8 protein-coding genes are annotated in these 15,332 nt (G+C 49.3%); 1 reads left to right on the forward strand and 7 read right to left on the reverse strand.

Annotated features, from left to right (window positions below; genetic code table 11):
- Positions 1-2: 2 nt before the first annotated feature.
- On the reverse strand, positions 3-2,945 hold the full coding sequence (locus ACY0JR_RS15050; protein ID WP_462634940.1) for an FAD-binding and (Fe-S)-binding domain-containing protein: 2,943 nt from the start codon (positions 2,943-2,945) through the stop codon (positions 3-5).
- 552 nt (positions 2,946-3,497) lie between these two features.
- Positions 3,498-4,220, reverse strand: coding sequence for a class I SAM-dependent methyltransferase (locus ACY0JR_RS15055; RefSeq protein WP_462634941.1), 723 nt, complete (start codon positions 4,218-4,220; stop codon positions 3,498-3,500).
- Positions 4,221-4,342: 122 nt separating this feature from the next.
- Between ACY0JR_RS15055 and ACY0JR_RS15060 the strand changes: the two genes are divergently transcribed.
- Entirely contained in the window at positions 4,343-5,215 is an 873-nt protein-coding gene (locus ACY0JR_RS15060) for a LysR family transcriptional regulator (RefSeq protein ID WP_462634942.1), read from the forward strand.
- A gap of 292 nt (positions 5,216-5,507) precedes the next feature.
- Here the strand turns inward: ACY0JR_RS15060 and ACY0JR_RS15065 are convergent, their stop codons facing one another.
- The 5 genes from ACY0JR_RS15065 to ACY0JR_RS15085 form a co-directional block, all read right to left on the reverse strand.
- Positions 5,508-8,456, reverse strand: a complete 2,949-nt coding sequence (locus ACY0JR_RS15065) for an outer membrane beta-barrel protein (RefSeq protein WP_462634943.1) — start codon at positions 8,454-8,456, stop codon at positions 5,508-5,510.
- A 352-nt stretch (positions 8,457-8,808) separates the two neighbouring features.
- Positions 8,809-9,804, reverse strand: a complete 996-nt coding sequence (locus tag ACY0JR_RS15070) for an alpha/beta fold hydrolase (protein WP_462634944.1) — start codon at positions 9,802-9,804, stop codon at positions 8,809-8,811.
- A gap of 137 nt (positions 9,805-9,941) precedes the next feature.
- Positions 9,942-11,249, reverse strand: coding sequence for a PQQ-dependent sugar dehydrogenase (locus tag ACY0JR_RS15075; RefSeq protein WP_462634945.1), 1,308 nt, complete (start codon positions 11,247-11,249; stop codon positions 9,942-9,944).
- Between the two features lie 362 nt (positions 11,250-11,611).
- A complete protein-coding gene (locus tag ACY0JR_RS15080) occupies positions 11,612-12,955 on the reverse strand; it encodes an LruC domain-containing protein (RefSeq protein WP_462634946.1) in 1,344 nt (447 codons plus the stop codon).
- A gap of 718 nt (positions 12,956-13,673) precedes the next feature.
- Positions 13,674-14,996: an LruC domain-containing protein gene (locus tag ACY0JR_RS15085; RefSeq protein WP_462634947.1), complete on the reverse strand. Its 1,323-nt coding sequence runs from the start codon at positions 14,994-14,996 to the stop codon at positions 13,674-13,676.
- Positions 14,997-15,332: the final 336 nt, after the last annotated feature.

A 15,332-nucleotide genomic window follows, 5' to 3' on the forward strand; every position in this document is an offset into this window, starting at 1 on the left:
AACTACCTCAATGCTTCATACAACACCTCAATCGGGTGGTGGGCGTCTCGGCCGGTGCCGTCGTGGATTTGGTGGCGGCAACTGGTGCCGGGCGCGGCGATGATGACATCGGCGGGTTGTTGGCGGACGGTAGGGAAGAGTACCAGTTCGCCTACTTTCATGGAGACCTCGTAATGCTCGGCTTCATACCCGAAGGAGCCGGCCATGCCGCAGCAACCCGAGGGAATGACTTCCACCTTGTAGTTAGCCGGTAAGCTCAGCATCTGCTGGGTGTACAGCACGCTGGAAAGCGCCTTTTGGTGGCAGTGGCCGTGCAGTTTAATCAAGCGAGCCTCGTCTTTGAAGAGATCCTTCTCAATGTTCTTGTTCAGGATTTCACGCGCAATAAACTCATCAAACTGAAGGCAGTGGATAGAAAGCTTTTTGGCGTCTTCTAGTTGGTCTTCGTCTACCAAATCCAGGTACTCATCACGGAAGGAGAGGATACAGCTGGGTTCAATGCCAATGAGCGGCGTCTCAGAAGACACCAATTTGTGCAGCATGGCTACGTTCTTCTGGGCCAGTTTCTTGGCTTCGCGCACCAAACCCTTAGACAGGTAGGTACGACCGCTTTCCTCGTGCTCCGGCATCACCACCTCATAGCCCAGTTTCTCCAGCAGCAGCACCGCTTTAATACCAATAGGCGTGTCATTGTAGTTGGTGAACTCGTCGCAGAACAAGTACACCTTTTTCTTGAAGACCTTGCACTCCTTGGTTTTTTCTTTCTGGTGCTTCTTAAACCAGCTGCGCAGCGTGGTTTTGTGCAGCAGCGGCAAAGAACGCTCCGGCGCGAAACCTACGGCTTTCTTGAAGGCTCTGGCCGTGAAATCGTTTTTGAAGAGCAGGTTGTAGGCACCCGGCAGGAGCGAGGCCAGTTTGTTCGCGTTGGTGAAATTAGAGATGAGGCGCGTACGGAACGGAACGCCGTTGGCATCATGGTAATGCTGCAGGAATTCGGCCTTCAGCTTGGCTACGTCAACGTTAGAAGGGCACTCAGACTTGCAGCCTTTGCAAGAAAGGCACAAATCCATGGCATCCTTGATTTCCTCATGATCAAAGCGGTTGGCTTTAGGCGAGCGGGTCAGGAACTCGCGCATCACGTTGGCCCGTCCGCGGGTAGTGTCTTTCTCATCTCGGGTGACCATGTAGCTAGGGCACATGGTACCGCCGGTGAGGTGCGTTTTGCGGCAATCGCCGGAGCCGTTGCAAAGCTCGGCGGCTCTGAGTACGCCACCCGCCTGGCTGAACTTGAACACCGTGTCAAACTCCGGGGTCTCCTGACCGGGTTCGTACCGCAGGAAGGTGTTCATAGACGGCGTGTTCACAATCTTGCCCGGGTTGAAGATGTTGGCCGGGTCCCACACGCGCTTCACTTCTTCCAGCAGCTTGTAGTTTTCGGCACCAATCATGAACGGGATAAACTCACCGCGTAAACGGCCATCGCCGTGCTCGCCGCTCAGAGAGCCGCGGTATTTCTTCACTAGGTGGGCAATCTCAGTGGCAATGTCCCGGAACAGCTGGTTGCCTTCCTCGGTCTTCAGGTCAATGATAGGCCGCAGGTGCAGTTCACCGGTACCCGCGTGGGCATAGTGCACGCAGTACAAGCCGTACTGCTCTAGCGTGAGGTTAAACTCCCGGATGAACTCCGGCAGGTCTGCCACATCAACTGCGGTATCTTCAATGACCGCTACTGGTTTGGCATCTCCGGGGATGTTAGACAATAACCCGAGGCCCGCTTTTCTAAGCGTCCAGACTTTCTTAGTGTCTGCGCCCAGTACCAGCGGATAGTGGTAGCCCAGTTTATTTTCTTCTAAGTCTTTGACAAGCGCGTTCGCCCGTTCCTGAATGGCGGCCTGGGTATGGTCGGTGAATTCCACCACCAGAATAGCGCCCGGGTCACCCTTTACGAAGAAGCGGTTCTGGCTCTGCTCAATGTTGGTTTTGGTACACTCCAGCACGTAGTGGTCCATGAGCTCACTCGCGCTGGGGTTATGGTGCAGCGCCACCAAATTCGCCCGAAGGGATTCATCTACAGTCTCGCAATGGATACAAAGCAAGCCAATCTCCTTAGGAGGAAGCGGATCAGTGTGCAGCTTAATTTCGGTAAGGAACGCCAGCGTACCCTCAGAACCGGCAATGAGTTTACAGAAGTTGAACGGCTCTTTGCCCTGGGTAAACGGCTCGGTTTCCAGCAGCAAATCAATGGCATACCCGGTGTTCCGGCGCTGAATACTGGGCTTCGGAAACTCCGCGCGGATGTTCTCCTGCGTTGGACCGTGACTCAGCATAGCCTTCGTGGCCTGGTAAATGCACGTCTCTAAATCACCTGAAGTATTCTCGCCCCGGCATTTGGCTTCAAACTCTTCTAAGGTCAAAGCTCCGAACTCCGCCTCGGTGCCGTCGCTCAGAATCGCTTTCACGCTCAGCAAGTGCTCACGCGCGCTGCCGTACACAATAGAGTTAGAGCCGCAGGAGTTATTGCCCACCATCCCGCCAATCATGGCACGGTTAGCCGTAGACGTTTCCGGCCCGAAGTACAGGCCATGCTGCTTCAGGAATAGGTTGAGCTCATCCCTGATTACGCCCGGCTCCACGCGCACCCAGCCTTCCTCGGGGTTTACTTCCAGAATCTTGGTAAACGTGCGCGAAACGTCCACCACAATTCCGGCTCCCACTACCTGACCCGCCAACGACGTACCAGCGGTTCTGGGAATGAGCGACGTGCCTTCCAGCCGGGCAAACTGAATCAACGTCTTCAGGTCTTTTACCGAAGCCGGGAACGCCACCGCCAACGGCTTCTCGCGGTACGCCGAGGCATCGGTGGCATACAGGGTAAGGTAGGTATTGTCAACGTGCAGTTCGCCTTCTAATTTGCTGGCAAGGTGTTGTAATTTCTCTGGATGCATGTACGTGGGGCGGCTCCGTTTCACGTCGTGAAGAAGAGCCGCATAAAAACGCTGAACTAGGAGGTAAGGATAGAGAGCACCGCTTTGGCTTTCGAGACACAGCAAAGAGAGCGAGCCCTACCGCTTCCTAAACCCTAATGTAAGGCAGGATGGGGGAAAGTCAAAAGAAGAAATCAGAGCACTCCCGATTTCTAAGGAACTGAAGGACCGTTTCAAGGCAGTTTTTGCAAAACTACCGTTAAAATGTTATCCAGCGTTGTTTGAGAGTAGTGTAAACTAAGGAACTGCTGTCGTGCTCTCCTGCTGGTAGGTCCCGGCGAGTCTGGAGACTCGCTTCATCCCTAGTCACGAGACAGGAGTCTCGCGCCAGTGTTTTCTATCCGCCTCCTTCCGCAATACCGTTTGCACCAAAGACCTCGTAGTGTCTGGAAGACCTGCGAGCGTCTGTGCCGATATCTCGCCAATCAGGAGATTGGCTGTCCTATGGTGCGTAGAGCGCTGGCGCTAACTCTACGCACAACAATTCCTATAAATTCAGCTTTGAGACCTTCTTTACTTCACTGCCCCGAAAGCTGCGAAGCAAAGGTTTTTGTGCAGCACTTCTACCTGGCGGAATCCTACTTGTTTCAACAGCTCTAACTGGTAGTTCAAAGGCCTTGGGGTGTCTTCTTTCTCTATGTAAGCAAAAACCTTCTTTCTGTACTCAGCACCGCCTAATGCTTCTAAGTACTCGCCGTACTTGTGCCAAAGCATCTGGTGTACCTCCGGAGATTCATGGGTGACCAGATCAGAAATCCAGATAGAACCACCAACTTTCAGCAGGAGGTATAACTTCCGGAAAACGGCTTCCCATTCCGCCTCCTCCCGAAGGTGGTGCAAGACCGCGCCCGCCAGAATAAGATCAAACTGTTCCTCTGCGAAGGCTGCTTCTCTGATGTCTGCCTGCACAATGTCAATGCGGCCGGTGGTAGCCGGTGCAACCCGCTCTTTGGCTCTTTCCAGCATAGGCTTGCTTAGGTCTACTAAGGTACAATTCAGGTTGGGCAGCTTGCTCAGTATCTTCAAGGTATAGTTACCAGCTCCGCAGCCAATATCCAGCAAGTTTTGTGCGTGAGGCGTGGTGTATTTAGCAGCTTCGGTGATCAGTTCCAGGCAAAGGGGCGCATCAAGGGTAGATTGCTGTCCGGTTTCCAGTTGAGAGAAGCGTTCCACGTCATGGTCAAAGCGCGTTCTGATTTCCTCAACAGTTGATTTCTGAGAAATGGCTGAATCCATAGTTTTTTTGGTTTGAGATTATGCATTGAGTTCTTGCCAAAGGTAGAGGCGCTAATGATATTTGTAAAGTATCAATTTTGTCAAGTATTGTTTCTTTATAGGTATCAATGGAGCTCAGGCATTTGCTTTATTTCAAAACCGTAGCCGAGGAGTTGCACTTCCGCAATGCGGCAAACAAGCTGTTTATTTCCCAGCCACCGCTTAGCCGACAGATACGGGAACTGGAAGAGGAGTTAGGCATTACGCTCTTTACCCGTAACAACAAACGGGTAGAACTCACGCCAGCGGGTCTGTACTTCAAGAAGGAAGTAAACCAACTCTTCCAGCAGTTGGAGGAAAGCAAGCAGGTGCTAAAACAGATTCACAGCGGAGTAAACGGACAGCTGCGTATTGGCTATATCAGTTCTACCTACCATCCGCACTTGAGCCGGATTCTGCAGGAGTTGAGGCAGGTATTCCCGTTTGTGAAGACCAAGCTTTACGAGGTGCCCACTTCTAAACAGGTGAAGGCACTGGAAGAGGGAAGACTGGATGTGGGAATCATGCGGGCACCGGTACAATCAACACGGCTCAGGGTGCGCACCCTCTTTCATGATTCCTTCGTGGTAGTGCTGCCCGCAGGAGAAGCCTACTTTGCCCAACCACAGGAGCTAGCTTCTTTTTTACAGCAGCAGCCTTTCATCTTCTTCAACCAGGAATATGCCCCGCAATTTCATTGTCAACTCATAGACATCTGCCAGCGCATGGGCTTCTCTCCCGAAATTGTGCATGAAGCCAACAGTGTGCATTCTATTCTGCAATTGGTGGAGAGTGGCCTGGGCGTGACGGTGCTGCCCGCCTCTGTACAAGAGAGTTATGCCCGCCTGAATTTGTCTTTCTACGCACTACCGCATCTGTCTTTTTCCACGGAAGTAGTGCTGGCATACAAAGCCGCCGCCGGGCAGCACCCCGCCGTAGATTGGTTCCTGGGCCGCTATGCCAGTTTATTTACCTGAGGCAGTCGCATCTGCAAGATCTGTTGTGACCACTGTGGCAGTTAGTGTTGGAACGATCAGGTAGCTCTGGAATTCACTTTGAATCATTAACCTGCTCATTTCCTTTAGACATCTATGCTCTAGGTCAGGAAAAAACAATCCTCTTTTGGAACTTGTAATTTGAACTCTTGCATGAGGATGGGAATAAAACAGAGTTGTGCCAACATGGGACTAAGCTAGAAAAGAAAAAGCCGTTTGAGGCTTGTTTTTAGAAAACAGACCCCAAACGGCTTTACTTAAAAGGTAGTTCGAACTAGAAGCCTCTGCCCGGCATTCCGCCTCTAGGGTAACCGTCTGGTCTGGCAGGCGTGGTGTTGCCACCACCGCCAAACATGCGCAGGTTGTAGTTGAAGCTCAGCATGAAGTAACGCTGCAAGACGGTAGTCTGCACGTCTTCAATGTACGCGTTGGTCACGTTCCGCTGGATGCTGGTATTCTCGCCCAGAATGTCAAACGCAGATAATCTGATTTCTGCCTGGCGGTCTTTTAGGAATTTATAGCCAATGCTGCCGTTCCAAAGCATGAAGGTTTTGTCAATGCCCGCAGACAGACCGCCATTGTATTGGTGGTTTATTTCTGAGGTAATGGTCAAGCCTTTCCACATCACCCAGTTCACTCTTACCAAGCTGCTTTGGTTGTAGTAGTTGTTGTTCTGGGTTTTCAGGAACTCATACTCCACATTGTTGTAGTTGGCGTTGGTAGATACCAAGAAGTCAAGGTTCTCACTGATGTTGCTGCTGATCACAACGCCACCGCCCAGGTTCGTGGATTTGGTGTTGTTGGCGACAAACTGGTAATTGGTGTTGAAGTCGCTGTACAAAGAAGGGGTGTTGGTGTAGGTGGCGTTCGCGTTTACGTTGATGTTCGACTTGATAAACGGAATAGGCAACCCGTAGTTGAAGAACGTACGGAACGAGTACTGTCCGTCTAAGTTCACTGGGCGGGAAAGCTGCTGACCCGTCAACAACCGGACGCCGCTTGGGGTAACAATGGGGGCATCTTCCACGTCTCGGCCGTTGGTATCTGGGCTGGTGTTTCTGATAGTGCTGGTGCCAATGTAATCCTGGGCCACAGAACCGCCAATCACGGCAATGAAAGAAGAAGATCTGCCGGGGTTAGCCGAGGAGTACCGGATGTTGAAGTTATTGTTGAAGCTCTGCCCTAAATTGGGGTTACCCTGGCTCAGCAAGGTGGGGTTAGAATAATCTACCGCACTCTGCAACTGCTCCACGTTTGGCGTTTGCGAACGGCCCATGTAGAACACCCGTATGTTGCGGTCTGCGTTGAAGTTGTAGCGCAACATGGCAAACGGCAAGATGTTGTGGTAGTTCCTAACGGTGTCAATTAAGGTAGGGTAGACCTGGTCTGTAGACAGTTGCAGCCATTGGTACCGGGCACTCAGCATGAGCTGGAAGTCTTTGGTGTTATAGCGCCAGCCGCCGCCTAGTTCCTGGGTGCGGGTCACGTTTTCTACGGTGCTGGACTGGTTGGTCACCAAACTGTCATACAGTTCAGATTCGGGGCGGAACTGGTAAGTGCGTCTGTCGCCGTCTGAATTGCTGTAATTGGTGCCGTAGGTTAACTGCAACTGGGTGTTCTGGGTGAGAGGTTCGGTGTAGTTCACGTTGGCGCCCATGGAGAAGCCTTTGTTGTCCAGGTTAGAGGACAGATACACCAGGGAGTCATCGCCTTCGTTTATAATGTCACGCAGGTAAGAGATGTTGTTGCGGCTGTCGCCTTTGTTTTGGTTATACCCGTTGTTCACATCCAAGCTGATGGTACGGCCTCTTTTGGCAAAACTGTGACGGTACAAAATGCTGTTGTTGAAGTTGAGCCCAAACAAGTCTGACCGGAATTCATTGTCAAAGTTGTTGATGAGCAATCGCGAATTCTGCAGGTCTGTGCCGGAAGTAAGGCGGGAGTTGGTAAAGCTGGAACCGTCGTTCTGCTGAATGCTCAGACGCGGACGGATGATGATGGAGTTGGCGCTGTCAATGTTGTAGGTGATTCTCAGGTTTAAGCGGTGGTTCTGGTTGGTGGCATCAGAGTTACCGTTTTCCCGTACGTCATACGCGTTCTCAGAGCCAATCCCGAACTGCCGGAAAGCCGAGTAGTTGTAGTCATTGTTGGTGTTGTTGAAGAAGTAGCTGCCCTGCACGTCTACTTTCTTACCCCATTTGTCCAGGTAGTTCAACCCGATGGCGTTGGTTTTGGCAATTCCGTTGCTGGAGTTCACCAGAAAATCGCCGGTGTTGTTACCACCGCCAAAACCACCGCCGCCGCCGCGAGGACCGCCGCCTCCACCGCCACCGCGGTTTCCGCCGCCACCTCTGCTGGAAGCACTGGCTACGCCCACTAAATCTTCTGAGGAGAAATTCTGCTCGTTTACGTTGTTGCTGAGGCCCACCACAGAGATGCGGCGGTCGCCTTCAAACTGGTTTATGTTTCCGCTTACGCGGTAGCGGCCGTCTGTTCCCGCCCCGGCAGAGATGCGTCCGAATCTTCCGGTCCTGAACTCTGGTTTGGTGATGATGTTGATGGTTTTCTGCTCATTTCCGTCAGAAAAGCCGGTAAACTGCGCCTGGTCGCTTTGGCGGTCAAATACCTGGATTTTGGAAATTACTTCGGCAGGTAAGTTTTTCAGAACCGCGTTTGGGTCTTCGCCAAAAAACTCTTTTCCGTCTACCAATACCCGCTGCACACGTTCGCCCTGGGCTTGCACCTGTCCGTTCTGGATGGTGATACCCGGCATTTTCTGGATGAGGTTTTCGGCGTTGGCATCTCGGTTCACCTTGAAGGCGGCCGCGTTCATTTCTGAAGTGTCTTGTTTCTGGATCACGGTAGCGGCACGGCCTACTACTTCTACTTCGCGGAGGGTAGTGGCCCCGGCGCTGAGGGTGAGCGTACCCAATTGGATGGGAGCTCCGGTGGCGGTCACGGCACGGTATAAGGTCCCGAAACCGAGGTAGGAAATCTTCAGGACAAAGCGCCCGTTCTGGATGCCGGCAATCTCAAAACGTCCTTCCACGTCAGTGGCGGCTCCTTTGTACACCGATGAATCCTGGGCATTTAAAAGTGCTACCGTGGCTCCAATCAACGGAGAACCACCCCCCACGGCCTGTCCCCGCAACGTGGTAGACTGGCTATAGCCCAAAAACGAAAACAGAAAGAATAATAAAAAGAGTAAACAGTTTTTTTTCATCGCCTAATGGTTTGGCTTTAGACTATAACAAGGGGCTTTGGTTTAATACGGCCCAAAAAAAATCTGTTCCGCGCCTTCTTTCTGAAAAGGAGGCACGAAACAGATTGTAAGACAGGTAGATTGGGAGAATTGCGGGTGAATAAAACTTAAACGGAAACTTCGAAACCCTTCCATTTCCATTTGTTTCCCTCGCTCGCGTCCCGCGAGTGTGAGCTACCTGCTGCGTCCCGCCGCTTCTCTGCTTATTTTGAAAAAACGTCCATAAAAGCGGCCAGAGGCCGCAGGTAGCTCACACTCGCCAGAGGCGAGCGAGTGCCCAGATGTAGATTAGGCTCAATCACCTTTTTTCAGCTTAAGACTTCAAAAACGCCAGTAGCGGCTGAATGAAACGGCTGTAAGCTTCAATGTGCGGAAGGTGACCCACGTTGTCTAATTCCACCAATTTCGCCTGCGGGATTTTCCTGGCTGTTTCTTTCCCTAAAGCCGGGTAGTTGCCTAGTTTCTCGCGGGCGGCGGCAGGTGCATTGGCTTTGCCCAAAGCCGTACGGTCGCGTTGGCCAATGAGCAGGAGGGTAGGCATTTTGAGTTGGTCAAACTCATAGACCACCGGTTGGGTGAAGATCATGTCATAAGTAAGCGCCGAGTTCCAGGCAACTTTGGGGTAGTCTGGGCTAATGGTCCAGCCCGCCAGCAGGTTCACCCAAGGATCATATTCCGGTTTCCACTGCCCGCCGTAGTAGTTGTCTAACTGGTATTTTTTGATGCTTTCCTGCGTCTGCTTCAGTTCACCGGCATACCATTTCTCCACGGACTGGTACGGCACCCAACGCTTCCAGTCCTCCAACCCGATGGGGTTTTCCAGAATCAGTTTCTCGGTTATTTCCGGGTACATGAGCGCGAAACGGGTAGCCAGCATGCCGCCCATGGAATGGCCCAACACGGCAGCCTTTTTTATTCCTAAGCTGTCTAACAAGCCTTTGGTGTTCTGCGCCAGCATTAGGAAAGAGTACTGAATGTTCTGGGGCTTGGAAGATTTTCCGAAGCCGATCTGGTCGGGCATAATGACCCTGTAGCCGCTTTTGACCAGGTCATTGGCGGTTTGCTGCCAGTAAGCCCCGTTGAAATTCTTGCCGTGCAGCAACACCACCGTCTTGCCGTTGGGCTTTGTGGGTTTTACGTCCATGTACGCCATTTTAAAGGACTGCTGCTGCACCTTCACCGGGTGAAAAGCCACGGGAAAAGGATAGGTGTAATTGGTTAACTCTGCGTCTAAGGGTTTTAGTTGCGCTTGGCTAAAATAGGCGCTAAACAGAAAGAGGAGTAGTAGGGGGATTCTGATTTGTTTCATGTAAGTAAAAGAGAATTGGCGCTTCTAACGGGTTATACGTCACGTTTACGCTGTGTTTTACGGAAACGAGCCTGAAAACGAAACGTGCGGAATGCTGTTTCGGGTATCTTTTATCTAAAAGAGGCGCAAAACGGAAGCTACTTGGCGGCTACCCGCCAGAGGGTTCCGCTGGCATCATCGGCTACCAGCAGAGAACCATCCTGAAGTACCGCTACCCCAACTGGTCGGCCATGGACTTTTTTGTTGCCCTCCTCAGAAATGAATCCGGTTAAGAAGTCTTCGGGCGGACCGCTGGGTTTTCCGTTCTGGAAAGGCACAAACACTACTTTATAGCCCACCAGTTGGGAATGGTTCCAGGAGCCGTGCTGGCCAATGAAGGCGCCGCCCCGGTACTTGGCCGGGAAATCTGTGTGGTCATAAAAGGCTAAACCCAAGGAGGCGGTATGCGCGCCCAAAGCCACCTCGGGGACCAAGGTTTTTTTCACCAGATCGGGGCGCTGTCCTTTCATTCTGGGGTCTTCGTTCGGCCCGAAATAGGCGTAAGGCCAGCCGTAAAACCCGCCTTCTTTGACGCTGGTGAGGTAATCGGGGACCAGTTCATCGCCTAGTTCATCGCGCTCGTTCACGGCGGTCCAGAGGACATTGCTGCCGGGTGCCCAGTCCAGGCCTACGGGGTTCCGGAGGCCGCTGGCAAAAATACGTTCGCCGGTTCCATCAGGGTTGATTTCCAGGATGTTGGCGCGCCGCTCTTCGTTTTTCATCCCGTTCTCGCCATTGTTGCTGCCCGAACCAACCGCCACGTAGATTTTGGTGCCGTCTGCGTTAGCCAGCAGGTTGCGGGTCCAGTGGTTGTTATAACCGCCGGCGGGCAAGTCCAGAATCTTCTCGCCCCGGCTGGTGATGCGGGTTTGCCCGGGCTGGTAGGGGTAGCGCCAGATGCCATCTGTGTTAGCCACATAGAAATAGTTGTTGAGTACCAGCATGCCCAACGGCTGATTCAAGCCCTTCAGGAAGATGTGCTGTTCTTCCGGCTGACCATCCTGGTCTGAGTCCCGCAGCAGGGTGATGCGGTTGGGACTTCTGCCTATGTTCTGAGACTTGGCCTGGCCAGACAATTTTGCCTCTATTTTCTCTTTTCCTTTTTTCTCGCTGGTTGCTTCTGCCACGAAGATATCGCCATTCGGACCAACGTAAATCCAGCGGGGATTCTGCAGGTTATCCATGAACTTGTTCACATTGAATGCGGGCGGAGCCACCGGCATTTTGCCCCGCCACCCAATTACCTCACTGTAGTTCTTGGCAGATTCTGTGGCGTACGGCTGCGGAAGCCGGGTCTGGGAGGTACTGGGTGCAGCCTTGTTTTCCTTGTTAGTGGATGGCGAATTACAGGCAGCAAGCAAGACTCCCAGAAGCAGGCACGAAGCGGGTTTCCAAAATGGGTTCATAGTGATAGAGATGATCAATAGGTATTTATACTAGCGTATACGCGATTGCGGGAAGAAGATTGAAACAGAAGAGATGTCCAGCCAATAACCGGAAGGCGTTTTGAAGCTGTTTTGGTAAAACTAGTGCTTATGTGTCCGTGGGCATGCTGTTTAAAGTAGGTGGAAGTGAAGCAAACTTACCTATTCTGGGGTGAATGCCTTCAGCGCCTGGTAAGATTTGGGGAATTGGAAGTTTGCATGTTGTGGTAAGAGCCAGCTGAAAGCCTTGGCCCTTGGGCAAAGAAAAAGGCCTGTAGTTGGTCTACAGGCCTTTAAGGTAAGTAAAAGTCAATTACTTCTTTCTGATTGGAGTAGCAGCTTGCTTATCTAAGAGATGATATAACGCTTCTGTTACAGTCACTGGCATCAAACGTTTTTGAGGCATCTACTAAGTCTTTAGCCCAGTCAGCATTCCAGCCTTCGGTTAAACTATTGAATTCAGGGTAGGCTTCTGCCACAAAGGTGTGCTCAAGTGGCCATTTCCAGTCTCTAGGGATGATGATGCCATTGGGGAATCTCTCACCGCTGAGCGTATAGGTGTCATTTTCATTCTTAGTCAGCTCATAGATAGAAAGATCATAATCAGGATTTTCATCTACACCAATAACGCCATCCTGGAAGACGGAGATAAACGGAATGTATGGTCTAGTAGGGTCGTAGCTGAAGTTTCTATCAATTCTCAGCTGAATCTTCGTCATATAATATGGAACGCATGGTGATCCTTTCTGAGTATTTGCAAATCCTTGCACGTCAGGAGGAAGCACGCTCTTAGTTCCGTTTATCACAGTGATGATGAAGTCGGTACCATCTTCTACTACGGCTTTTGCACCTATAATTCCGGCTTTACCTCCAACTATACCCTTTTTAGGGATTCTGATTTTGAACTGGTGCTCATAGTGCGCGCCTCTGGCAGTAGCCAGGAAAGTCAAATCCAAACTGTTGACTGATTTCACAACATCTGCCTGCACCACAAAGTCATTGTAATCACCATCATTCTGGCCATACTTCATGTCTTCCCAGGCATAGGTGAAGTCAATCTCTTTGTCACAATTATCTAGGCAGAAATCAAAATACACTCCCCAGTTGTTGCCGTGAAACTTTTTGGCAGGATATAAAGAAACTCCTTGGGCTGATTTCTGATATACTCCTCCCCAGGCTGTTTCACCATTAGATAAGGCAGCATGGGAAGCGATAAAGAAACAATCATTATCACCTCTTTTTAAATCCACATACAACTTTGGAATTCTCACTGTGTACGTGGTAACCTTATTTTTGGTGCTCCAAGATTGTTTAAATGCAAATTTACCTGGAATGGCCCCGCCATTACTAAGCTTCTTTTCACTTCTGAATTTATCCATATCGGTAAAAAGATCTAAATGAATCTCTGATAAGTAAACAGAAGGTTTGTCAATCTTATAAGTTACTGAAAGATCACCGTTGCTTTCAACCGCAACTCCTACTGTCCCAACCAGGGTATTCTGACCTGCAACAAGGCCTACTACAGTGCAGGATTCAGTTGCAGTCAAGGTATTGTTGCTTGAATTTTCTGCATCTATGATGTTTGATGGAGAAACTAATTCGTCTTCCATACAACCTGTGAAGAGGAGCATGCAGAGTGCCACGCAAGCAGTGAAACTAAACTTTTGTAGTGTTTTGGTTTTTTTCATAAGTACAACAAAATTGAAATAGTGAAATTATTTATATTAGTAATGTAATAAAATGTGCTCAAATATAAGATGTAAAATAATAACTTGTATAAAACTGGTATATTTTATTTTGTATATAATGTTTCACTAATGTCTTAGAGAGGTAGAGGTTTTATTAAGAAGCTTATTAAGAGGATTAAAATTGATGGAAAAGTCTTTCTAAAGGGCTTTAATGCCTATGTTAGTACTTTTATGTTCAGTTGGAAGGGGCTCCTCTTTTGCTGATGTTGCACTTATGTCTTCTGTTATGAAGTAATTATTTTTGAAATATTCTGAGAATAGCTTTATAGTGTTTAAAAATATAAAACACTATGATTCAAGATGATGGTTCTTGGTAAAGGTTTAAAATGAATGGATTTGGTGGCAAGTTTATGGGGAAATATAAAGATACGGAGATAGAAGCAGAGTGAGCTTGCGTTGTAGAAGCTCTTTTGTAACGGGAAGCCAAGTCAAAGGGGTTAGCCTAAAGTTCCTGTTGTAAAGGACGTTTAGTTTCAACCTTTTAACTAAAAGGGCTACAAGGGGGAATAAGTAAGATGGATGCCGAAAGGAAGAATTATACAGCCCGGAACGCTGCAATAAAAAAGGATCTGTAGAAACTCTACAGATCCTTTTTAAGCCTATGGAATACGCTGCTTTTCCTTTTACAAAATCCGAAAGCAACACACCTTAGCGTTGATTATAACTTGAAGCTACAGCGGCTCGCATCAAAGGTGTAAGATGGGTTGACTAAGTTATTCGCCCAGTTCGGGTTCCAGCCGTCGGTTAAACTGGAGAACTGTGGATAGGCATTCGTGATCAAGGTGTGCTCAAGCGGCCATTTCCAATCTCTTGGAATAATGATGCCGTTAGGATATCTCTTTCCATTTAGCATCCAGGTATCGTTTTCATTCTTGGTTAACTCGTAAATGGAAAGATCATAATCTGTGTTGCCGTCTATGTTGCCGTCTTGGTACACCGAGATAAAGGGAATGTAAGGTTTGTTTGGGTCATAGCTGAAGGTTCCATCGGTCTTCAACTGAATCTTCGCCATAGCAAAGGGGACGCAGGATGATTTTGACTGGGTATTCGCAAAGCCCTCTCCGTCACCCGGAAGAACGCTTTTGGTTCCGTTGAAAACAGTGATGATGTAAGAGTCACCCTCTTCCTTCACGCCTTGTGCCCCCACAATGCCAGCCATGCCGCCCACAATGCCTTTTTTAGGAATTCTGATTTTAAACTGATGCTCATAGTGCGCGCCACGGGCCGTGGCCAAGAAAGTAAGGTCTAAAGCTGCGGAAGATTTCACAACATCAGCCTGCACTACAAAGTCATTGTAATCGCCGTCGTTCTGCCCGTATTTGATGTCTTCCCAAGCATAAGTAAAGTCAATGCCGGTATCGCAGTTATCCAGGCAAAAGTCAAAGAAAACACTCCAGTTATTGCCTGGGAATTGCTTAGCGTTTTGAAGAGACACGCCCTTGCTGGAGGCTTCACACACACCGCCCCAAGCCGTTTCACCGTTTGTAAGTGCCGCGTGGGAGGCAATGAAGAAACAGTTCTTTCCTGATCTCTTCTGGTCTACATAAGCCTTAGGAATCTCAACTGTGTACGTAGAGACCTTGTTTTTAGAACTCCAGGAGTTCTTGAAAGCGAATTTGCCCGGTATGGCTCCTCCGTTGCTGAGCTTTTTGTCAGATTTAAACTGCTCCAAGCTACTGAAAACGTCAAGATGAATCTCAGAAAGGTAAACGGAGGCTTTTGTAAGTCTGTAAGTAACCAACAGATTTCCATTGTCGGCTACGGCCACGTCTACTGTACCAACATTGTCATGTTGGCCTGCTACAAGGCAAACCTGTGTACAAGGAGTAGGAAGGGGTTGTAAATAACCAGTGCCATCAAGTGTAATTGCCTCCTCCGAAGGTTTTACAAGGTCATCCTCATTACAACTGTTTAAAAGTAGTAGGGAGAAAAGTGCTCCGAAGGTTAAACGGGCCCAATGCGACAGTTTTGTTTTTTTCATAAGTTAAAGTTTAAAAAGTTAAAAATTATGTTAGCTTAATACAGAATAAGAAGCCATATAGAACTTTACTTGTTACGAATGGAATAATTAAAGGATATATTTACGCTATATAGAATAACTATATAAATAAAAAGCTAAATACAAGTATTTGATAGCCAGGTTATTTGTTCTGAATACTTGATGATGCTTTTTTGTGGGAGAAATGAAGAAGTATAGAATTTGGAGAAAAATCTTCCAGGAGCAAATGGTTATTCCTTCACTTTAAGTAGTCTATGCATGAAGAAACTAAGGATTTTGCTCCTTCACGGAAGGGAAAGTATGGCTTGCTACCAAAAA

The sequence above is a fragment of the Rufibacter sp. JT3400010 genome (assembly GCF_054956755.1).